Source organism: Acinetobacter thutiue (assembly GCF_030385805.1).
GTDB classification, from domain to species: Bacteria; Pseudomonadota; Gammaproteobacteria; order Pseudomonadales; family Moraxellaceae; genus Acinetobacter; species Acinetobacter corruptisaponis.
Window position 1 is genome coordinate 314993 of the sequence record NZ_JAUDZE010000003.1, and the last position, 20390, is coordinate 335382.

Sequence of the window (20390 nt, forward strand, 5' to 3'; positions counted from 1 at the left end):
ATTTAATAGCCGAGTTCAGGTGCCACCTTGACTTTGGGTTTAAGCCCAACAAAAGGTAATGGCGCACCCAGGATTTCGGCAATATGCATGGCAGAGGTCACGGCGGACTCTAAAATTGGCAGGCCATCACATGACCATGAGCCACAGTAAAACACCTTACGGTTCAACTGTAGGTGACGTTGCTGAATTTTTTTGTTCAATGCCACAGTTTCAGAATCCACCACCGCGCGGGTCAGTTTGACTTTGGAAATAATTTTCTTAGGATCAATTTCAATCACAGGACACCATGTCTGGAAAACCGCATTTTTACCAACCAGACTTGGTTCAATGGAATTAATCCATACCGTAAATTGCTGGCGTGTAAACTTTCGGTCCATCATATAACTGAGTACTGCCCAATCCTTACGGCGCTGGGGCATGACAATCGGGTCAGTGTGAATCACCAAATCACCCTGTTCAAACCTAAACTGTTTTAACAGGGCAATGTCTTCAGCAAATTGTGGCTGCTTGAGGAAACCCTCAATGGCAGGCGTTGGGGTGGCAATCACCACACGATCAAATGACTGGCTTTCGCCAAGCGTGTTTTCAACCCGTACCTTGTCTCCCTGCTCTTCAACTTTATGAACAGCTGAACCACTATAAATGCTGATTCCCGCAATTAGGCGATCCACCAATGCAGGTGTGCCCCCTTTCATACGCAACAGCGCCTCACCCTCAGTGAGCTGGCGAATAAACTCTAGTAAAGGTTTGGCAGGCCATTCACCAATGGTTTTGGGATGACAGGTGCAAATTGTATAAAGCACGGGCATTACCGTACCATGCCAGAACACTTCCTCAATATGGTACTGATTCATGAACTCGGCCAGGGTGATGTCCTGATTGTCCGACTTGAAGAACTGGGTGATGGCTGTCTTGAGTTGCAGCATGCCCTTGACCAGACGCCAGCCATACTGCTGGATACCCTTGCGGTTATTGATAATCGGAAAATTGCCAATACGGCTACGCGAGGTGGTCAACCATGTATCGGTTTTATCTTCAAACAGCCAGCTACAGGCCATAAAGGTTCGTACTGGAAAGGTTTCTATGCCTAAATAGGTTGCCAGACTGAGCGTGTTTTTCCAAAGTTTCGGATTCATCACCCGTAATGGCGCGTCAATCAGGCCTCCATCAAAATCGATACTGTGACTATCCATACCCCGACCAGAGAGGGCCTCAAAGATAGTCACCTGATGTCCAGCATCCTGTAGGATTCTGGCGGCAGCAAGTCCTGCCATTCCACTGCCAATAATTGCAATATCCAAAATTATGTCCCATCAGTTGATGATTTTTCTTGATTATGACTGATCATCGGCTCAAACGCCGTATTAAAAAATACCAGATTCAGCATTTCAGCCAGAATTTTGTCGACCAATTGTTTGTCAGTTATGCTTACATTTTGACACAAATTGATTTTACACGCTAAATAAATGAAAAATAAAACTTTATTAGATCAAAATCCACAAAAACATACAGATCGTTCTTTATTTATCCATTTTTTGCACTTTAGGGGCTTTGCAAAGTATAAATTTAGCGCTATTCTGATTAAACAATAATGAGAACAGAGTCACATAATAAACTGTACAAGAATAAGTGACCCAATATTAAAAAAATCAATAGAGAACCTTATAGCGAAAGCCCATCACTCGAATGGAGTGATGGGCTTTCTTATATAATCACCTGATTTTGATGAGTTAACTTTCCATAATACCGAAGCGACCACTGTTAAAATCACGAACCGCCTCGACTATTTCAGCCTTGCTGTTCATTACAAATGGTCCATAGCCCTCGATGGGTTCATTCAGTGGCTGGCCTGTCAGAATCAGGAACTTGCTGTCCTGCTGTGCCTGAATGTTAAAGCCAATTCCATCACGGCTTAGTACCACGATACTTGGCCCCTCAACCGTTTGGGTGTCATTAAACAGTACTTTTCCAGACAGCAGTACAAACAGTGTGGTGTGGCCCTCAGTCACGTAAAAGTCATGTGCCTGCCCCGCAACTACAATGCCATCCCAGACATTAACTGGGCTGAATGTACTTGCAGCCCCTGCAACATCCTGATACTGCCCTGCAATCACCCGCAAGCTACTGCCTGCATCATCCAGTGCAATACTTTGAATCTGGTCGGCCTCAATGGCCTGATATTTTGCTGGGGTCATTTTCGAATGTGCGGGCAGATTCACCCACAACTGAACCATCTCAAACAAACCACCATGTTCGGCAAATTCAGGAGAATGGAATTCCTGATGCAACACACCTGCACCTGCCGTCATCCACTGCACATCACCTGCCTTAATGGTTCCACCGCCGCCACTGGAGTCTTTATGCGTGACCTCACCCTGATAGGCAATCGTTACTGTCTCAAAGCCACGATGCGGGTGTGAACCAACACCATATTGCTCAGTTGTTGGGTCAAAACGGTAAGGCGCCGCATAATCCAGCAATAGGAAAGGGCTGATGCTTTGCCCTAGGCGATCATAGGAAAACAGGTTGTAGACTGGGAAGCCATCACCCACCCAATGCATGTGCTTATTTTCATAGATACCAACAATCTTTTTCATCTGTGTACTCCTATTCGTTTAGAAGTTCTGGTCTTGGTATTGATTTTACGCCTTGCAAGATCGGGCTTATAGCTATGGAAATACAACACATGATCCTATGTACAGAACCATTTCTAGTATCTGTAAATTTCTTTTGTAACTAACTGCTAATAAAGAATAATTTTATAAACTTTACAAAACATGGTCTCTAGTAGGTGTCAAAACGGTAAATCATCATCTAAATCCGCAGGAGCAGCCGCCGCAGGTTGTGGTGCTGCTTTTGGTGTATTAAAACCATTGCCTGCCTGTGGACTGCCTGCATAATTGCCCTGATTTCCACCAGAAAAGCCACCGCCTTGACCATAACCATTCTGGTTATTGTTAAAGCCCGTATTCTGGTAACCGCCACCCTGATTGTTATTGTTGTTAAATCGTGGCTGATTGAAGTCATTGCCACCTGCAAAGCCCTGTTCACCTTGCTGGCGTGAATCAAGCATCTGCATTTGGTCACCACGGATTTCGGTGCTGTAGCGTTCCTGACCATTCTGGTCTGTCCACTGGCGTGTACGCAATGAACCTTCAATATAGACTTTTGAACCTTTACGCAGGTATTGTTGTGCAATTTCACCCAGACGGTTGTGCAACACAATACGATGCCATTCCGTTTGTTCCTTACGTTCACCCGTATTCTTATCTACCCACGACTCGCTTGTTGCAATCGAAAACTGGGTTAATGATCCACCATTTGGAAAGGTTTTAGTTTCTGGATCTTTACCTAAAGTACCGACTAAAATAACTTTATTCACACCACGCATTAGCTGTATTCATCCTATGTATTTCTATGTTTTACTTTATAAGAGTTATGCTTAAATGGCTACCTCTTTGCCCAACAAGTGCGTTAAATCTTGTCGCCCAGCATCATCAATACACTGCTTATCGACCTTAATATAGGCAACCTGCTGTTCGGGCATCACCACCACTTCTTCAATACCACGAATTGCCAATAGTTTTGAAGTCCATTCATCTGTTTGTACCGCCTGAGGCAGGGGCAATACAATCGAGGATAAATATCTTGGCTGCGCCAGCCCAAAACTAATCAGCAACCATAGTATAGCAATCCCCGCCAGCACACTCCACCCGAGCGCAGTATTCTGTAACATCAAAAGCTGTCCACCCAGCGTACCGCCAAAGAATGCGCCCAAAAACTGGCTACTGGCGTTTACTCCCATTGCGGTGGCTTTGGACTGGAGGGGCGCGGCCTTGGACAACCAGGATGGCAGCAAGGCCTCCATCACGTTGAACGCAATAAAGAAAATGCCCAGCCCAGCCAGCAGTACATATTTGGATTCATAACCGAAGATCAGGATCAGCAAACCACCAATAATCCCCGCAATTGCAGACAGGAAAATGCCCCGCATCTTGCGGTATTTTTCCGCAATGATGATGCTTGGAAAGGCAAAAAACAGGCTAATCACCAATAGTGGCAAATAAACCAGACCATGTTTGGCAAGTGGAATCTGCGCATATTCAATCAACTGTGATGGCACATAGATAAACATGGCTGTTAGCAACAGGTGCAGGGCAAAAACCGATACATGCAAACGGTTCAGGTCTCCCATCTGCATCACCTGTTTCAGCTGATTCAGATAGCCCTGCTGGAAGTTTCGATGATGTCGGGTCACTTTCGGAACCAGTAACAACATCAGGATTGCCGCCAGCCCCATCAGTGTGGTGACGAAAAACAATCCTGAAATACCTACAATACTGGTCAGCCAAGGTCCCAAACTGAATGCCACCACAAAGGACAAACCAATGCTCATGCCCATCACAGCCATTGCCTTGGTTCGCTGCTCCTCACGGGTGACATCGGCCAGCAATGCCATCACCACCGCTGACACTGCACCCGCGCCCGCAATCGCCCGTCCAATAATCACCCCATAAATCGTGTCCGACAGACCAGCAATTGCCCCGCCCAATGCAAACAGCAACAGGCCCAAAACAACCAGGGGTTTTCGGCTAAAGCGGTCTGCCAACAGGCTGAATGGGATTTGCAGGATTGCCTGGGTTAGGCCATACACCCCGACAGCCAAACCAATCAGGGCTGGCGTTGCATACTGGTAGGACTGCCCTGCAACCGAAAACACAGGAATAATCATGAACAGGCCCAACATGCGTAAGGCAAAAATGCTACTTAAGGCAAAGGTTGAACGGCGTTCTAAAGCATTCATTGTTGATAAGACACTGTAACTGGCTCAGCGAATTATAAGCCATTCGCCTACAAAGGTTATAAATAGATTATGAAAAACATAATCTTTGGGAGAAAAAATAAGGGAGCAAATGCTGCTCCCTTATAAAATACATGATCAAGCTGAAAATGAGCTTAAGAGGCCTGCTGTTCCCGCTTACTGTACTGGATCGAGGCAAGTACCGCCCAAACAATAAAGGCGACCCCGATCAGGCCTGTAACCACTTCTGGTACATGCAACCCTGTACCGCTGGCAATCATGATAAATGCCAGTGCGCCAATCGCGTAGTGTGCGCCATGTTCAAGGAAGATATAGGCATCCAGCGTTCCTTTCTCCACCAGATAGATTGTCATCGAACGGACAAAGATTGCACCAATCGCAAGACCCAGCATGATGATCACCACATCACTGGTGATGGCAAACGCCCCAATCACACCATCAAAGCTAAACGATGCATCCAGCACCTCAAGGTACAGGAATCCACCGAAACCCGCCTTAACCATACCTGAAGCCGCCCCACTTGAATCATGCGTCACCGCATTGCCATTCTCATCAATTTCAGGTTCACCGCCCAGTAAATGGCTCAGCACCTGCACGCCAATATACACCACAATGCCCCAGATACCCGCCATCGTCACCGCCAGACGCGCAGCCTCATCCACATTCGCCGCCATGATCAGCATTGCGATGAGTGCCAGGAAAACCGACATTGCAGGCACACTGGCCAGATGCGCCAACCTAGCCTCCAGCCACCTGAACCAGTGGGTTTCCTTGCCATCATCAAAGAAGAAATTCAGGAACACCATCAACAGGAAAGTCCCGCCAAAGGCAGAAATCTCGGCATGATGCGCCATTAAGCGTTCTGAATAGGTTTTTGGATCATTCAGTGCCAGTTTAGCCACTTCGACCATGCCCATATCGGCAGTCACGGCCACAATCACCACAGGGAAAACCAGACGCATCCCAAATACCGCGATCAGGATACCTACCGTCAAGAAAATCATTTTCCAGAAATGATCCCAACCACGTAATACCGACGCGTTCACAACCGCGTTGTCAAACGATAGGGAGACTTCCATCACCGCCAGGATTGCACTAATGGTAAGCGCCTTGAACATGGTTGCCACACCTGCTTCGGGACCATGCGTATAACCCCAGTAGGCGGATAGTGCCAGACACACTACCGTAAAGAAAATTGAGAAACGAAAATGCTTCATGAGCAGCCTTTTATACGAAATCGTCAGGATTTAAAAATGTGCCTATTGTAGGCGAATTTTGAGCTAAAAATTGTGAAGATTGTTGCACTTATTTTTGGGAAATGCATTGGCGAAAACCAGACTCTGCTATAGTTTTGCCATTATTGATGGAATAACAAGTTTACAGGTTCAGTTTATGACGTTTTCTCAAGATGTTTGGCAACGTAATCTCGATTTATATCAAAAAATATTGGCCCTACCTTTTAATCAGGAGCTTGCCGCTGGCACACTAGACAGTAAGGCATTTTGCCATTATGTCATTCAGGATGCACATTACTTACTGGCTTATGGCCGCGCACTGGCTGTTGCGGCAGCAAAGGCCTTTGACGCAGATGACGTGATCCAGTTTTCTGAGGCCGCCAAAATTGCGATTATTGTGGAGCGAAGTCTACATAAGGATTTCATGCAGGCGTTTGGTATTACTAAAACCGAGTTTGAAAGCACGCCCTTAACCCTTGCCTGTCATCATTACACATCGTTCCTGACCGCAATGGCCTGGTCGGAAAGCTACCCTGTGGTTTTAGCCGCCCTGTTACCGTGTTTCTGGATTTATGCAGAGGTTGGCAACGATATTGTCAGCCAGTCTGTGGAAAATAATCCCTATCAGGCATGGGTGGATACCTATTCAGGTGAGGAATTTCATACCGCGGTACGCAACGTGATTGCAACGGTTGATAAAGTGGCCGCACGCTGTGATGCGGATACTTTGGCAAAAATGCATGCAGCCTATAGCATGGGTGCAAAACTGGAATGGCTCTTCTGGGACAGTGCCTATCAGCAAAGAGAGTGGTTGGGGTTGGACCACGCCTAAAACAATTGATACAGACATAAAAAAGCCCCTATTCAGGGGCTTAGTCGTATATCGTATTGTCCGATATACTGTATGAGGCTCATCTCAAACTGAGCGCATTAAAGCATAAATAAAGTTGAATAAATACTTTTATTGTTGAGCATTATCAAAAAAGATTGATAACAATTAAGGTGATCAATGCAGGTACAGCCTGAATATAAATAATTTTTTTACTGGCGGTCAGTCCACCATAGATGCCTGCAACCAACACACAGCCTAAAAAGAAATTGGCAATTGCAACCGCAAAGCCTGCGGGTGCCAATAACGACCAGAACAAACCTGCTGCCAGAAAGCCATTATACAGGCCCTGATTTTGTGCCAGAACCTTGGTCAGTTGAGCTTTCTCTGGTGTATTGCCGAAAGCCCTTAAACCATAGGGTTTATCCCATAAAAACATTTCCAGCACTAAAATATAAACATGCAATATAGCAATCAACGCAATTAAAATTGTTCCCAACATTTTATTTGTTCCTTGTTTTGCACTTTACACAATTGATTTTAATGTAGCACTGATCTATTTCAATTGCTCAATTGGCAATACGATTTGTGTGACTTTCCAGCTCAAGCCTTGTCTTTGCAAAATGACATTAATTGGAGGCTGCTTTTGTGGATGACGGATTTCTACCACAAAACGATTGAATGACTGATATTTACCATGATAAGACAGCTTTTCCTTTGCCTGCTCTCCTGCCTGTGTTTGCTGTTGTTCGGACTGTTCAAGCTGGGCTTGAAATGGCAAACTTTCTTTTAGCTTTTTTCCCTGTAAAAGCATGGCAACGCCTTGGGGACTGACCATCACATCCACCATTTTATCAATCATCGAAGAAGCCAGCAGCGCACCGAAAGCGGCAAAGCCACCCTCGGATGCCTGTGCATGTTCTGGAAATTTCTTTACGAGTTCAGTATTCAACTGATCCTTGATTCCCTGTCGAACACTGGGAAAATCAACATAAGCTGCCAATGCTGCACTGTCCTCATTCTTCAATGCCTGACGGATTTGGTCAATCACCAGATAGGGAGATGCATACACATAAACGAAAGCCAGCAGAATAATCGCAACAATCGAAACTTGCAGTTTTTTTGACATGATGCCCTCGGTTTTAGGAATTTATTTTTGAATGGATGGTCTGTAAATCTCAGGGATAAGTCTTTGGGTCACATTAGAATTTCATGTTAAAAACATATTTGAAATCATTAATCCGACACAATCTGACGTTTAAAATCGTTTTGTTACAGCTTGAACAATTTTAAATCGCTATTATATACACGTTTTATTCGCACAATTTCGAGATGTATTTATGAGTCAAAGTCATATCCGTATTCGAGGCGCACGTACCCATAACTTAAAGAATGTGTCACTCGATATACCACGTGACAAATTTGTGGTGATTACGGGACTTTCTGGCTCAGGTAAATCATCGCTCGCCTTTGATACCCTGTATGCCGAAGGCCAGCGCCGCTATGTCGAGTCACTTTCGGCCTATGCACGCCAGTTCCTTTCGCAAATGGAAAAACCCGAGGTCGATTCAATTGAGGGCTTATCCCCTGCGATTGCAATTGAGCAAAAGTCGACCAGCCACAACCCACGTTCGACGGTGGGAACCATTACCGAAATCTATGACTATTTACGCTTGCTGTACGCACGTGTCGGTACTCCGTATTGTCCTGAACATGACCTGCCGATGGTAGCGCAGACCATTTCTGAAATGGTCGATGCCGTCAAGGTACTGCCCGAAGGCACCGCACTGATGCTGCTTGCACCTGTGGTGCGTGAGCGCAAGGGTGAATACAGCAACCTGTTTGAACAGTTACAGGGTCAGGGCTTTGTCCGTGCCCGTGTTGATGGTGAAATCATTGATATTGATACCCCGCCTGAACTGGACAAAAAGAAAAAACATAGCATTGAAGTGGTGGTGGACCGCTTTAAGGTACGGGATGACCTTGGCAACCGTATTGCAGAATCTTTTGAAACCGCTCTACGTTTAGGCGGTGATATTGCGGTTTTATCGTGGATGAATGGCGAACATCCTGAACGGGTTTTCTCTGCAAAGCACTCCTGTCCTGAGTGTGACCGTGCGGTGGCTGAACTTGAACCACGTTTGTTCTCATTCAACAATCCATTTGGTGCCTGCCCTGTCTGTGATGGCCTAGGTACCCGTAGCCATTTCAGTGCAGAAAAGCTGATTCCAAACACTGAGCTTTCCATCAGTCAGGGTGCAATTCGTGGTTGGGATCGTCAGCGTCCTTATTACTACACCATGCTGCAAAAAGTCGCTGATCACTTTGGCATTAGTCTGGATGAGCAGTGGAATAAGCTGGATAAGGACACCCAGAAAAAATTCCTGCAAGGCACAGGCAAAGAGAAAATCGACCTGAGTTATATTGATGAACGTGGTCGTAAGCACACCCGTGTGCAACCGTTTGAAGGAATCCTGCCACATCTGGAACGTCGTTACCGTGAAACTGAGTCAAACTACGTTCGTGATGATCTGGCGCAATATCTTTCCAATGCCGCCTGTGACGCCTGTGGTGGTTCACGTCTGAATGAAATTTCACGCCATGTTCGAGTCAAGGATAAAACCATTGCACAAATCACCAAGATGTCGATTGGCGATGCAGAAAACTACTATCAGGACCTGAATCTTGAGGGTGCCAAAGGTGAAATCGCTGATAAAATCTTTAAGGAGATTCGTGAGCGTTTACACTTCTTGGTCAGTGTTGGCCTGAATTACTTAAGTCTCGCACGTTCGGCTGAAACCCTGTCAGGTGGTGAGGCGCAGCGTATTCGTCTAGCCTCACAGATTGGTGCAGGTCTAATGGGCGTGATGTATGTACTGGACGAACCGTCCATTGGTTTGCATCAACGTGATAATGATCGCCTATTGCAAACCCTGATTCGCCTGCGTGATCTGGGCAATACCGTACTGGTGGTCGAGCACGATGAAGATGCCATTCGGGCTGCTGACCATATTATTGATATTGGCCCAGGTGCAGGGATTCATGGCGGTGCCATCATTGCCGAAGGAACCTATGAGGAACTGGCCAATCACGCCGACTCACTCACAGGTCAATACCTCTCAGGTAAGTTAAAAATTGAAGTGCCAAAACAACGTACCCAGTCGCCTCGTCCAAATGAAGTGATCAAGCTGTCTGGTGCGAGTGGACATAACCTGCAAAATGTCGATCTAACCATTCCATTGGGTATTATGACCTGTGTAACGGGCGTGTCAGGTTCTGGTAAATCGACCCTGATTAACCGTACTCTGTTGCCTTTGGCAGCCACCCAGCTTAATGGCGCAACCACACTCACTGCGGAAAAATTTGATTCAATCGACGGCTTACAGCATCTCGATAAAGTGGTGGATATTGACCAAAGCCCGATCGGACGTACGCCACGTTCGAATCCTGCGACCTATACAGGTTTATTCACCCCAATCCGTGAATTGTTTGCGCAAACCCCTGAAGCCAAGGCACGTGGTTATAGCGCAGGTCGTTTCTCATTTAATGTGAAAGGTGGGCGTTGCGAGGCCTGTGAGGGCGATGGCATGATCAAGGTGGCGATGCACTTTCTGCCTGATATGTATGTGCCGTGTGATGCCTGTCATGGCAAGCGTTACAACCGCGAAACGCTGGAAGTGGGTTATAAAGGCAAAAACATTTCCGATGTTTTGGAAATGACAGTGGAAGATGCAGCCGAATTCTTTAGCGCGATTCCCGTGATTCACCGTCGTCTGGAAACCCTGATGCAGGTAGGTCTGGGTTATATCCGTCTGGGTCAGGCAGCGACCACACTTTCAGGGGGTGAAGCGCAACGGGTGAAGCTGGCACGTGAACTGGCAAAACGGGATACAGGTAAAACCCTGTATATTCTGGATGAACCGACCACAGGCCTGCATTTCCATGATATTGCCAAGTTGCTGGATATCCTGCATGAGCTTCGCAACAAGGGCAATACGATTGTGGTGATTGAGCATAATCTGGATGTGATCAAGACAGCTGACTGGGTGATTGACCTTGGCCCTGAAGGGGGTTCTGGTGGTGGTCAGATCATTGCCGAGGGTACACCTGAGCAAGTTGCTGAGGTTGAGATTTCACATACTGGACGTTTCTTAAAGCCGATGTTGAAATAAATTTAACTGGTTCTTAAATACTGGCGTAAATTTAGGTTGATTTTGTCTCTCTAGCTTGAATTTACGCCAACTCCCTAAATGTTGAGCTGGTGCATACTCAATATTATCAAACAAGGAATGCTGAGTTTGCTGGAGTTTCTCAGCACGCTTTAAACATTGCCTTAACCATGAATAAGACATTTTCATATAATCAGCGATATTTAAATAGGTATATTTGAGTAATTTAGGTTTTAGACTTTCAAATAGCTGAACATAGGCTAAAGCCATCGAAAAACTATTTTCTTGAATCTGCTTTACTTGCTTCTTTCGTAATATTTGCTATTCCTCGACATCAATCATACCCTGTAATGACTCAGTTGATGTTGGAGATGATATACCCAAAAGAATTGGATTAATTGCCTCGTCTGGATCATTTCGAGAAGTTTGATCCATACTCAATGCTTTTTTCAGCACACGATCAACGCCATGACCATAAAGACTCCACATCTTTTGTTTTAGTTCAACCCAATGTTTAGGATTGCATAAATCAAATTCATCCATCCACTTGTCTATAACAAATAGAAAAGCATTTTGGGCAATATCATTAGCATCATATTGTTTAGAGGATCGAGCTATCTTCTGCCAATCTTTATGATGGTCGGGTGAATAAATTATCTTACACAATTTTTCTTGGTCTTTCGGCAGCACAGGCAAAACTCAATTTTTTTAATTATCTTGCATGCTAACAACAGCAGATTTAAATTCGCTGACTTATTTAGAATAACGATAAAAATCATATTATTAAACCCACTTTACCCCTCCACCACATTTTTTCCTTTGGCTTTGGCCCTTAACATCGACTGATCGGCTTTTTCCAAAAGCTCCAGCCAACTCCCTGCTCCAATCGCCACGCCAATACTGACCGAAACATAAATCAGCTCATCCACACTCGAAATTACGATACCCTCTTTTGAAATACCCAAACGAATACTCTCAGCAATCGCCTTTGCCACATCCATTTGGATATTTTCAATCACCACCAAAAACTCATCACCCCCATAACGCACAATCAGGTCAGATGAACGTACATGCTGCTTTAACTGATCCGCAATCATGACAATCACCTGATCACCGACAATATGTCCATACTGGTCATTTACGAATTTAAAATTATCAATATCCACCACAATCACACAGGTTTGCGACAAAGTCTCAGGCTGTGATTCCAAGACACCAATATATTCATCCAGGGCCAAACGGTTGGACACACCTGTTAAAACATCGGAATTCGCAATCTGTTTAAGCTGCAATTCCATCATGTCACGCTGTTGCAGCATATCTCTTAACTTACCTATCGCCTCAAACAGGGAAACAAACTCTTGCTGAGGTTTGCTCGGCTGCTGCTCATCAGGCATATTTGATAAGCCTAGAATCATGTCTCTGGCCCTGATCAGTGGGCTGAAAACCCTTTGCCTTGCATAAATCATGGTGAAAATCGCGATCAACAGGCAAAGACTGGAAATACACAGGGTAAAGATCAGTTGATGTCTGGCCCTTTTATGCTGTTCAGTGGCAACTTCAATGCTGTAGTCCAGAATATAATTTTGCAAGTCCATCACCGTGATGAATTTATCAACAATACGTTCCGTCAGTTGCGTTCCCGTTAAGAAGTAGGCTTCATTATTCTTGCTTTCATCCAGCAGTTTCGCGATGAGAGGCAGACCCTGATCAAGAAACTCAGTTTTTACACGTCGATATAAATATTGATATTCAGAGGTTTTTGCATTTTGTGGCTGAATGGCATCCACCATTGTCCAAAGATATTGTGCCTGATGCTGGGTTTGTAGTGAACGTGCCCGATTCTCGTCAGAAATTTTCTCGCCAAAGGTGACAGGTGCCATAATGTTCGAAGCAACCCGCCCTGCCTGATCACGCATGTCGGTTAATACGAGAATCGAAATAAAATAATTCGACATCTTGCTATCTTTGGTTTTCGACTGGGTCATTAACACATTGAGCAATTTACGGTTGCTATCCCAAACCTTAAACATTGACACAATCGCATGGTCAAGCTGGGCAGAAGTACGTTGATCAGGTGGAATTTCGGCATAGGCATCGACCTTTTTACGTCCCTGTGCCAGTTTTGGTTTTAAATCCGCCCTCAATTGTAGCGCGATTGAATCAAAGCCATTTTTTTGTAGTGTGAGGATGGTTTCATTGATTTGCGCATCCACCACCCGCCTGAATGCCTGTAATTCTTTCCTGTTGTTTTCCAGTTCATCTGGCTGGCTCGACATCAGCTTGTTGCTGGGGGCACGTTCCCTGGAAATTTTGTTGGCGGTTTTCACCAAGGCACGCAAACTGGTCATTTCAGTCAGTACCTGTTGGGTCTTAATATATTCTTGATCACTATGGATAATAAGCGGAATGGAAATATAGAGGATCGATAAGATAATCACGACCATACAGGCAAAAAGGCGCAGGCTGATTTGCTCTGAACGTAATTTTTCATTCTTTAACTTACGTTCCATGCATACACCTTACGCTTCTCAGGAATATTTCGAATGTTTTTTAAACAGACAATGATTCTACCTGAATTTTAATTTGTACTGTCATGATTTAGGTGCTTCTTTAGTGGAAGTAAAATGCCAATTCATCGGGAAACTAAATCCATAAGATGAAAATTACCAATTTCACATATCTGCTGAAACAGGCAATAATTTAACTAATTCCAGAGAATCCCTTTGATCCGTAAACCCTCAAGGATGTTTTCTCCCCTCTATTGAAACATCCTTTTCTAATACCCAATCTTTCAAATTAAGGTTGGGTCTTTTTTTATGGGAAAATTATGCTTCTTTCAGCAGCCCATACGTGATTCTCCCAGATCATAAAAAAGAATCTTGGGGCATGAACCTGTTCGAATCCCTGTCTTTTATCTCTCATTTAATTGCATATTGAATGACTAAAACAATAGGCAAAAAAAAGCTCAGCCTTGGGGAAAGCCGAGCTACTAAACAATGATGTATGACACATCGAATACTTGAGAAAATGTTATGAGGTAAAATGCAAATACCACACCTCTTGCTCACTATTATGTGAACCACATCTCAAAAAGTAAAGTTGATTAAATAGATCAGATTTACATTTTTCATCGTTTTTGTTAATCCTTTTTAAAAAATCCAGCCTTTTGTTAACCTGGTTTTATCTATCTTATCCAGATAATCCGCTTAAATTATAAAAAACAAACCGCATAAACACAGGAAAAGTAGATTTTATTCACACTTTTTAAGCTTAATTATGTAATTTTTCTGCCCACATTAAATGTAAAAAACGATCAATACTATCGAATAAATCAATTAAAATATGGAATTATGACCATTATATTACAGCGATTTCAAAGATGAAAATTTCATCTATCTAATTGTTAGTTATATATTTCGTGTCAGGTTGACAAAATAAAATACATTTGTCTATTTTTTAAACGATCCTTAGCCCTTGATTGTTCGTTTATCGGAGTAACCCATTTATTACATTGACTTCATATTTTGTTACAATACAATGAATCCTGTTTTTAGATGTATATCTTTTTTTTATTAATGCTGGAAATTCGTATGAAAAAACTCGGTTTAGCCACTGCTTTAGTATTAGCCATGACCGGTGCTCACGCTTACCAATTCGAAATTCAAGGTCAGTCTGAAGCCCTAGATTCAAATGATGAAAACAGAGATTATAACAACTTTACTGTGGGTGGACAGGCAACCTACTATTTCAATAATGTAGATGCATCTAAAGGTCCTTTGGCAGAAGCTGCTTTCCTTAACCAGGCTTCAAATGTTGCTGTTGGATATAACTTTGCAAACCTTGACGACGTTAAATCCCAAAACGTGGGTATTAAGGCGGAAGCTTACCTGCCAACTCCATATATGCCTGCATATGCAAGCTTAAGCTACAGCGCAACTGACAATGACGGTAAATATGGTCTTTCTGATGACCGTGGTCAACGCTGGGCAGTTGAGTTTGGTTCTGTTATCGCACCAAATTTCCTTGTGGCTGTAGGTTATACCAACGTTGTTGAACAAACATCTTTAGATACGTTCACAATCCTAAACAGTGGTTTTGCCAAAGCAGTTGGTGAGACAGCAACGATTGCCGATGACCAGGATGCGATCACTGCACGTACTAAATACGTTGGTGCAATCACAGGTACTCCAATGTCAATTGGTTTCGAAACAGGTATCGTTTACGGTCAAGACACTGCGTACGAGTTAAAAACTGATTTGTACCTAAACTCACAACTTAGTGCTGGCGTTTCTTATGCTGAATCTAGCTTTGCTGGTTCACCAGACTCAGCTTGGGGTGTGAATGTAAACTACTTCATCACTCCAGCAATTGCGGTTGGTGCAAGCTATGTAAATGCAAATGCTGTAGGTTCTGACGCAGATATGCAAACTGTTGGCGTAAATGCGAAGTTACGTTTCTAAGATTGAATTGTAGTTCTATCCAGAACACTGATTGATCATAAAAAACCAGTTCATTTTGAACTGGTTTTTTTATTTTAGGGAGAAATTGGAAAAGTAATTCAGTTCTCACCTGCACTCGACTACATCTTCTTGTCTTCGATATTTAAGGCACTGATTGCCAGCACTGCCTGAGTACGGTTTTGTACACCAAGTTTACGGAAAATGGCGGTTACATGCGCCTTGATGGTTGCCTCGGACACTTCCAGGTCATAGGCAATCTGTTTATTCAGCAACCCCTCAGCCACCATCATCAATACGCGGAACTGCTGCGGGGTTAGTGACTGTAAACGCTCTGCCAGTGCGGTTTCATCCGCAGCCCTTGGGTCAAATCCAGCATGAGTCGGTAAATTCGGTGGCAGCCAAATCTCACCCTCCAGCACCTGCTTAATGGCCTCGCCAATATGGCTGGGGTGTGAGGATTTTGGAATGTATCCCATTGCTCCATGTGCAATTGCCCGCTGGATAATCGACACCTCCTCATGGGCAGAAACAATAATGATTGGAATCGCTGGATACTGTGCCCGTACATATACCAGCGCAGAAAATCCAGAGGCACCTGGTAGATTCAGGTCCAGCAACACCAGATCGGGTTCCGCCCCATGCTCCAGACGCGCATAGAATTCGTCAACATCGGCCGTTTCCTGAATCTGTGCCTGTGGCAGGCTATAACGAACCGCTTGAATCAACGCATGTCTAAATAAGGGATGATCATCTACAATTAAAATATTCATAAGCGCTTTACGCAATCTGTAAGTACGTCAATGTACTGTGTTTATTCAAATTCAATCTATCCTAGCCTATTTTTAAATAAACCGCAGGTCAAGCACAAGACCTGATTTATTTCCTTTTCCAGCAAAATAAATCGAATATTTATATAATCCATATCCTATTTATTCAAGAATAAAGCCCTTAAAGAAATATTGAATAGAAACATGCAATTAAAATCAACCAACTTCAAGCCTATCGTTATTTTTAGATATATCGATAAAAAAGATAAGCTTGCAGCATTTCCTTATTTTACAGCCAGCATATTCAGGTAGATAAATAGGGGCAATTCAGGAAAACTGCCCAGGCCCAACCATGCCAAATCACCAGACAATCACCACTCCCCTCAACATTGTTGCCGTTTCAGGGGGACTGAATAGTCCCTCTAAAACTGAAAGTTTAATTCAGGCCATCCTTGATGAACTTTCAGAAGCAATCAGCATTAAGGTGCATTTCATTAAACTCAGTGAAATTGGTCCTTTATTGGGTGGCGCCATTTACCGTAACCAACTGCCACAGCGTGTACAGGATGACCTTGCCGCAGTTGAGGCGGCAGATGCCCTGATTGTGGGCACACCCGTTTACCGTGCATCATTCACTGGTTTATTTAAACACTTCTTCGACTTTGTTGAACAGACTGCTTTAGTCGATGTTCCTGTATTGCTGGCGGCTTCAGGCGGCAGTGATCGGCATGCACTGGTACTGGAGCATCAGCTACGTCCGCTATTTAGCTTTTTTCAGGCACAGACCCTACCGATTGGCGTATATGCCACCGATCGCGACTTTACACCTGAATACACGGTAAAAAGTGAGCAACTGTCGGACCGTGTGACCCTAGCTGTAGCACGTGCCCTGCCAATACTGGAATGGGCACCCGCCAAGGGTCAGCGTGCGGCGGCAACCAGAGCAAAAACCGAACAGGCCAACCAGAATCTCGGTATTAACAAACAGATTGAACAGGCGGATGTGCTTCCCTCAGCGGCAGTACCTGATCTGGATGCAGCAGAATCCCGCCTCCATCCAAAACCACAAAAAAATCTAAACCACGTTGCATAAAAAATAACGCGGTTTTAGCCTTGATAAGAAGAAAAATAATGTAATGGCAAGTATTATTGCCCCAAGACTCGGCTTGGGGCTTTTTATTCTTGGTAGGTTTCTATTTTCCTTACTGACCATTAAACGCTGCTCATAAAAAAAGAGCGTTCAAGTGAACGCTCTTGTGATTTACATATGTCTTATCTGTCTGGATAAACCGTTGCAATGAGGGCCTCCACCACCGCTGGTTCAGCAAGAGTTGAGGTATCACCCAGTGTATCCAGTTCATTGGCGGCGATCTTTCTCAGGATACGGCGCATAATCTTGCCTGAGCGGGTCTTTGGCAAGGCGGGTGCCCAGTGCAAGGCATCAGGCGTTGCCACTGGTCCAAGTACCTTACGCACCCAGTTGACCAGTTCCTTGCGCAACTCCTCTGATTCGGCCACATCAGCCTGTAAGGTGACAAAAGTACAGATCCCCTGTCCCTTGATGTCATGCGGCATTCCAACCACCGCAGCCTCGGCAACAGCCTCATGTGCAACCAGGGCACTTTCAATTTCGGCTGTGCCTAAACGGTGACCTGAAACGTTGAGGACATCATCCACACGGCCAGTAATCCAGTAATAGCCATCTTCATCACGGCGCGCACCATCGCCAGTGAAATAGCAGTTTTTAAAGGTGGAGAAGTAGGCCTCAATAAAGCGCTCTGGATCACCCCAGATGGTCCGCATCTGGCCTGGCCATGAGTCTTTAATCACCAGATTGCCCTCATTGGCACCTTCCAATTCATTGCCCTCGCCATCAACAAGGGCAGGCTGCACCCCAAAGAATGGTCGGGTTGCCGAACCTGGTTTCAATGCGGTTGCACCTGGCAATGGTGAGATCAGGATTCCACCCGTTTCAGTCTGCCACCATGTATCCACAATTGGGCAACGGCTTTCACCGACGACTTCATAGTACCAGTTCCACGCTTCTGGGTTGATTGGCTCACCAACTGAACCCAACAGACGTAGACTGCTGCGGTCACTTTCACGCACATAGGCATCACCCTCACGCATCATGGCGCGAATGGCGGTTGGTGCGGTATAGAGGATGGTGACATTGTGCTTGTCAATCACATGGCCGATACGCGCCCATGTTGGATACTGTGGAATCCCCTCAAACATCACCGTTGTGGTGGCATTGCTGAGCGGGCCATACAGCAGGTAGCTATGGCCTGTAATCCAGCCCACATCTGCGGTACACCAGTACACATCATCCTCTTTAAGGTCAAACACTTCCCTAAAGGTAGTGTTGACATAAACCAGATAACCACCCGTGGTATGCAGCACCCCTTTTGGCTTGCCTGTTGAACCAGAGGTGTAAAGGATGAAAAGTGGGTCTTCCGCCTTCATCGGCTCAGGTGGACAGTGCTCATCCACTTCCATAATGGCAAGGTGATACCAGATGTCACGCGCCTCATTGAACTGAATCGGGTTGCCTGTACGGTGCACCACAATTACGTTCTCTACACTGTCGGTTCCCTGAATATCCAGGGCGGCGTCAACATTTTCCTTCAATGGGATCAGCTTGCCACCACGCATTCCCGCATCGGCGGTAATCACCAGTTTGGCCTGACTGTCCTCAATACGGCTGGCCAGTGAATCAGGCGAGAACCCCCCGAACACCACACAGTGCACCGCACCAATGCGGGCACATGCCAGCATGGCAATCGCCGCTTCAGGTACCATTGGCATGTACAGCACCACACGGTCACCTTTCGCCACACCCTGTTTCTTCAACACATTGGCAAAACGGCACACCTCATCATGCAACTCGGCAAAGGAGATGATTTTATGGCGTGATGGATGGTCACCTTCCCAGATAATGGCAGGTTTTAATGGATTATCCTTGAGATGACGGTCCAGACAGTTTGCGGAGACATTCAGCTCACCATCGGCAAACCATTCAATCTTGAAGTCATCCTGACTAAAACTGGTATTCTTGACCTGGGTAAAGGGCTTAATCCAGTCAATCTTTTGCGCTTCTTCCGCCCAAAATGCTTCAGGCTGCTCAATGGAATGCTGGTAACGTTTGAAATAGTCTGCTTCCGAGATTCTTGCCGTTTCTTTGAATTTATCAGGCACTGGGTAGATGTCTTTCATAGCTTACTTCCTTGGTTTTTTATTTCATACCCTAGATGATCACATCTATTCTTCTGGTATGTTTTGTTCTCTCTTGCAGTATGGACACCATTTACAAGACTAAACAATGCGGCTTTGGTCGTAGGAATGTTACGATCAGTTTATTTTCAAAAATTTACTCAAAATAATTTAAATTTGAACTGCTTGTCTATGCTTTTTGTTTTTAAAATAAGTGATTATTTTGATCATTGCCCATACCTTAAAAGATTTAATAAACAAAAAATAGGAAAATATGATGTTGAATCCCCCACTCTCCTCCCAGACACAGCCCATCAATGACCATCCCTTATCCGCCAAGGGGCGGTTTAACCGACTCAGCTATCTGGGCTGGTATGGCCTGCTCAGCCTGACCTGCATGGCGGTTTTGATCTTCCTTATGCTGTTCACTGGCATTGTCAGTATTCACAATGTCAATCTGGACACACCAATGCTTTCCGCATTTCCAGGCCTTATGATATTCGCCATGATTGCACTGTGGTTTGCAACGGTTTATTTCCAGATTGTTTTCCTGATTCGTCGTCTACACGACCTCAATAAAACAGGCTGGCTGAGCCTGCTGCTGCTCGTTCCCCTTATCCAGTTGCTGTTTACTTTCTATGTGTTGCTTGCGCCAGGTACACCCTATCGCAATGATTATGGCGATGTCCGTCCATCCACCACTTGGGAAAAATTGCTGGCATGGATCATGATCATCCTGAGTATCTTGATGATGCTGTTTATCTTCGTGTTTTTCTATTACTTTGCCAGCCCAGACTTATGGGAGGGGCCAACACAAATGATCCAGAACACCACTGGATACTTCTAGGTTTCCAGAGCATAAGTGGGGTGAAACAACAACTGAACTTTACAT

General features: G+C 44.8%; 17 protein-coding genes. 5 read left to right on the forward strand and 12 right to left on the reverse strand.

Annotated elements, in window-relative coordinates; all coding sequences use genetic code 11:
- Positions 1 to 2: 2 nt before the first annotated feature.
- The 5 genes from QTA56_RS10225 to QTA56_RS10245 form a co-directional block, all read right to left on the reverse strand.
- Positions 3 to 1301 (reverse strand): FAD-dependent oxidoreductase, encoded by a 1299-nt coding sequence (locus tag QTA56_RS10225; protein WP_267980847.1) that lies wholly within the window; start codon positions 1299 to 1301, stop codon positions 3 to 5.
- A gap of 429 nt (positions 1302 to 1730) precedes the next feature.
- Positions 1731 to 2597, reverse strand: coding sequence for a pirin family protein (locus QTA56_RS10230; RefSeq protein WP_267980848.1), 867 nt, complete (start codon positions 2595 to 2597; stop codon positions 1731 to 1733).
- 197 nt (positions 2598 to 2794) lie between these two features.
- Positions 2795 to 3391, reverse strand: a complete 597-nt coding sequence (gene ssb / locus QTA56_RS10235; RefSeq protein ID WP_267980849.1) for a single-stranded DNA-binding protein — start codon at positions 3389 to 3391, stop codon at positions 2795 to 2797.
- A 51-nt stretch (positions 3392 to 3442) separates the two neighbouring features.
- On the reverse strand, positions 3443 to 4804 hold the full coding sequence (locus QTA56_RS10240) for an MFS transporter (RefSeq protein WP_267980850.1): 1362 nt from the start codon (positions 4802 to 4804) through the stop codon (positions 3443 to 3445).
- A 152-nt stretch (positions 4805 to 4956) separates the two neighbouring features.
- Positions 4957 to 6039 (reverse strand): DUF475 domain-containing protein, encoded by a 1083-nt coding sequence (locus QTA56_RS10245; protein WP_267980851.1) that lies wholly within the window; start codon positions 6037 to 6039, stop codon positions 4957 to 4959.
- Positions 6040 to 6214: 175 nt separating this feature from the next.
- Between QTA56_RS10245 and tenA the strand changes: the two genes are divergently transcribed.
- Positions 6215 to 6889: a thiaminase II gene (gene tenA, locus QTA56_RS10250; protein WP_267980852.1), complete on the forward strand. Its 675-nt coding sequence runs from the start codon at positions 6215 to 6217 to the stop codon at positions 6887 to 6889.
- Positions 6890 to 7034: 145 nt separating this feature from the next.
- Here the strand turns inward: tenA and QTA56_RS10255 are convergent, their stop codons facing one another.
- Both QTA56_RS10255 and QTA56_RS10260 read right to left on the reverse strand, forming a co-directional pair.
- A complete protein-coding gene (locus QTA56_RS10255) occupies positions 7035 to 7388 on the reverse strand; it encodes a DUF1304 domain-containing protein (RefSeq protein ID WP_267980853.1) in 354 nt (117 codons plus the stop codon).
- A gap of 54 nt (positions 7389 to 7442) precedes the next feature.
- On the reverse strand, positions 7443 to 8015 hold the full coding sequence (locus QTA56_RS10260) for a DUF2939 domain-containing protein (RefSeq protein WP_267980854.1): 573 nt from the start codon (positions 8013 to 8015) through the stop codon (positions 7443 to 7445).
- 211 nt (positions 8016 to 8226) lie between these two features.
- Here QTA56_RS10260 and uvrA point away from each other — a divergent pair, with 211 nt between their 5' ends.
- Entirely contained in the window at positions 8227 to 11058 is a 2832-nt protein-coding gene (uvrA, locus tag QTA56_RS10265; RefSeq protein ID WP_267980855.1) for an excinuclease ABC subunit UvrA, read from the forward strand.
- Here the strand turns inward: uvrA and QTA56_RS18315 are convergent.
- From QTA56_RS18315 to QTA56_RS10275, 3 genes are all read right to left on the reverse strand, one after another.
- Entirely contained in the window at positions 11038 to 11325 is a 288-nt protein-coding gene (locus QTA56_RS18315) for a hypothetical protein (RefSeq protein ID WP_411956095.1), read from the reverse strand. The genes uvrA and QTA56_RS18315 overlap by 21 nt on opposite strands.
- Positions 11326 to 11376: 51 nt before the next feature.
- Entirely contained in the window at positions 11377 to 11745 is a 369-nt protein-coding gene (locus tag QTA56_RS18320) for a hypothetical protein (RefSeq protein WP_411956096.1), read from the reverse strand.
- A 104-nt stretch (positions 11746 to 11849) separates the two neighbouring features.
- Positions 11850 to 13568, reverse strand: a complete 1719-nt coding sequence (locus QTA56_RS10275) for a GGDEF domain-containing protein (protein WP_267980856.1) — start codon at positions 13566 to 13568, stop codon at positions 11850 to 11852.
- Positions 13569 to 14648: 1080 nt separating this feature from the next.
- Here QTA56_RS10275 and omp33-36 point away from each other — a divergent pair.
- Positions 14649 to 15518, forward strand: coding sequence for a porin Omp33-36 (omp33-36, locus tag QTA56_RS10280; protein WP_267980857.1), 870 nt, complete (start codon positions 14649 to 14651; stop codon positions 15516 to 15518).
- Between the two features lie 119 nt (positions 15519 to 15637).
- Here omp33-36 and QTA56_RS10285 read toward each other — a convergent pair whose 3' ends face one another.
- The gene (locus QTA56_RS10285) at positions 15638 to 16288 is read right to left on the reverse strand and encodes a response regulator (protein WP_004678977.1); all 651 of its coding nucleotides are present in this window, start codon (positions 16286 to 16288) and stop codon (positions 15638 to 15640) included.
- Between the two features lie 349 nt (positions 16289 to 16637).
- On the opposite strand from QTA56_RS10285, the gene msuE reads away from it, so the two are divergent.
- Positions 16638 to 17378 (forward strand): FMN reductase, encoded by a 741-nt coding sequence (gene msuE, locus QTA56_RS10290; RefSeq protein ID WP_267980858.1) that lies wholly within the window; start codon positions 16638 to 16640, stop codon positions 17376 to 17378.
- 179 nt (positions 17379 to 17557) lie between these two features.
- Here the strand turns inward: msuE and acs are convergent, their stop codons facing one another.
- Positions 17558 to 19501, reverse strand: a complete 1944-nt coding sequence (acs, locus tag QTA56_RS10295) for an acetate--CoA ligase (protein ID WP_267980859.1) — start codon at positions 19499 to 19501, stop codon at positions 17558 to 17560.
- A gap of 274 nt (positions 19502 to 19775) precedes the next feature.
- On the opposite strand from acs, the gene QTA56_RS10300 reads away from it, so the two are divergent.
- The gene (locus QTA56_RS10300; RefSeq protein ID WP_267980860.1) at positions 19776 to 20345 is read left to right on the forward strand and encodes a DUF805 domain-containing protein; all 570 of its coding nucleotides are present in this window, start codon (positions 19776 to 19778) and stop codon (positions 20343 to 20345) included.
- Positions 20346 to 20390: the final 45 nt, after the last annotated feature.

Excerpts from the sequence above, each read along its gene's own strand:
- QTA56_RS10230 (WP_267980848.1), bottom strand. The coding sequence starts at position 2,597 with ATGAAAAAGATTGTTGGTATCTATGAAAATAAGCACATGCATTGGGTG.
- ssb (WP_267980849.1), bottom strand. The coding sequence starts at position 3,391 with ATGCGTGGTGTGAATAAAGTTATTTTAGTCGGTACTTTAGGTAAAGAT.
- QTA56_RS10240 (WP_267980850.1), bottom strand. The coding sequence starts at position 4,804 with ATGAATGCTTTAGAACGCCGTTCAACCTTTGCCTTAAGTAGCATTTTT.
- QTA56_RS10245 (WP_267980851.1), bottom strand. The coding sequence starts at position 6,039 with ATGAAGCATTTTCGTTTCTCAATTTTCTTTACGGTAGTGTGTCTGGCA.
- tenA (WP_267980852.1), top strand. The coding sequence starts at position 6,215 with ATGACGTTTTCTCAAGATGTTTGGCAACGTAATCTCGATTTATATCAA.
- QTA56_RS10255 (WP_267980853.1), bottom strand. The coding sequence starts at position 7,388 with ATGTTGGGAACAATTTTAATTGCGTTGATTGCTATATTGCATGTTTAT.
- QTA56_RS10260 (WP_267980854.1), bottom strand. The coding sequence starts at position 8,015 with ATGTCAAAAAAACTGCAAGTTTCGATTGTTGCGATTATTCTGCTGGCT.
- uvrA (WP_267980855.1), top strand. The coding sequence starts at position 8,227 with ATGAGTCAAAGTCATATCCGTATTCGAGGCGCACGTACCCATAACTTA.
- QTA56_RS18315 (WP_411956095.1), bottom strand. The coding sequence starts at position 11,325 with ATGGCTTTAGCCTATGTTCAGCTATTTGAAAGTCTAAAACCTAAATTA.
- QTA56_RS10275 (WP_267980856.1), bottom strand. The coding sequence starts at position 13,568 with ATGGAACGTAAGTTAAAGAATGAAAAATTACGTTCAGAGCAAATCAGC.
- omp33-36 (WP_267980857.1), top strand. The coding sequence starts at position 14,649 with ATGAAAAAACTCGGTTTAGCCACTGCTTTAGTATTAGCCATGACCGGT.
- QTA56_RS10285 (WP_004678977.1), bottom strand. The coding sequence starts at position 16,288 with ATGAATATTTTAATTGTAGATGATCATCCCTTATTTAGACATGCGTTG.
- msuE (WP_267980858.1), top strand. The coding sequence starts at position 16,638 with ATGCCAAATCACCAGACAATCACCACTCCCCTCAACATTGTTGCCGTT.
- acs (WP_267980859.1), bottom strand. The coding sequence starts at position 19,501 with ATGAAAGACATCTACCCAGTGCCTGATAAATTCAAAGAAACGGCAAGA.
- QTA56_RS10300 (WP_267980860.1), top strand. The coding sequence starts at position 19,776 with ATGTTGAATCCCCCACTCTCCTCCCAGACACAGCCCATCAATGACCAT.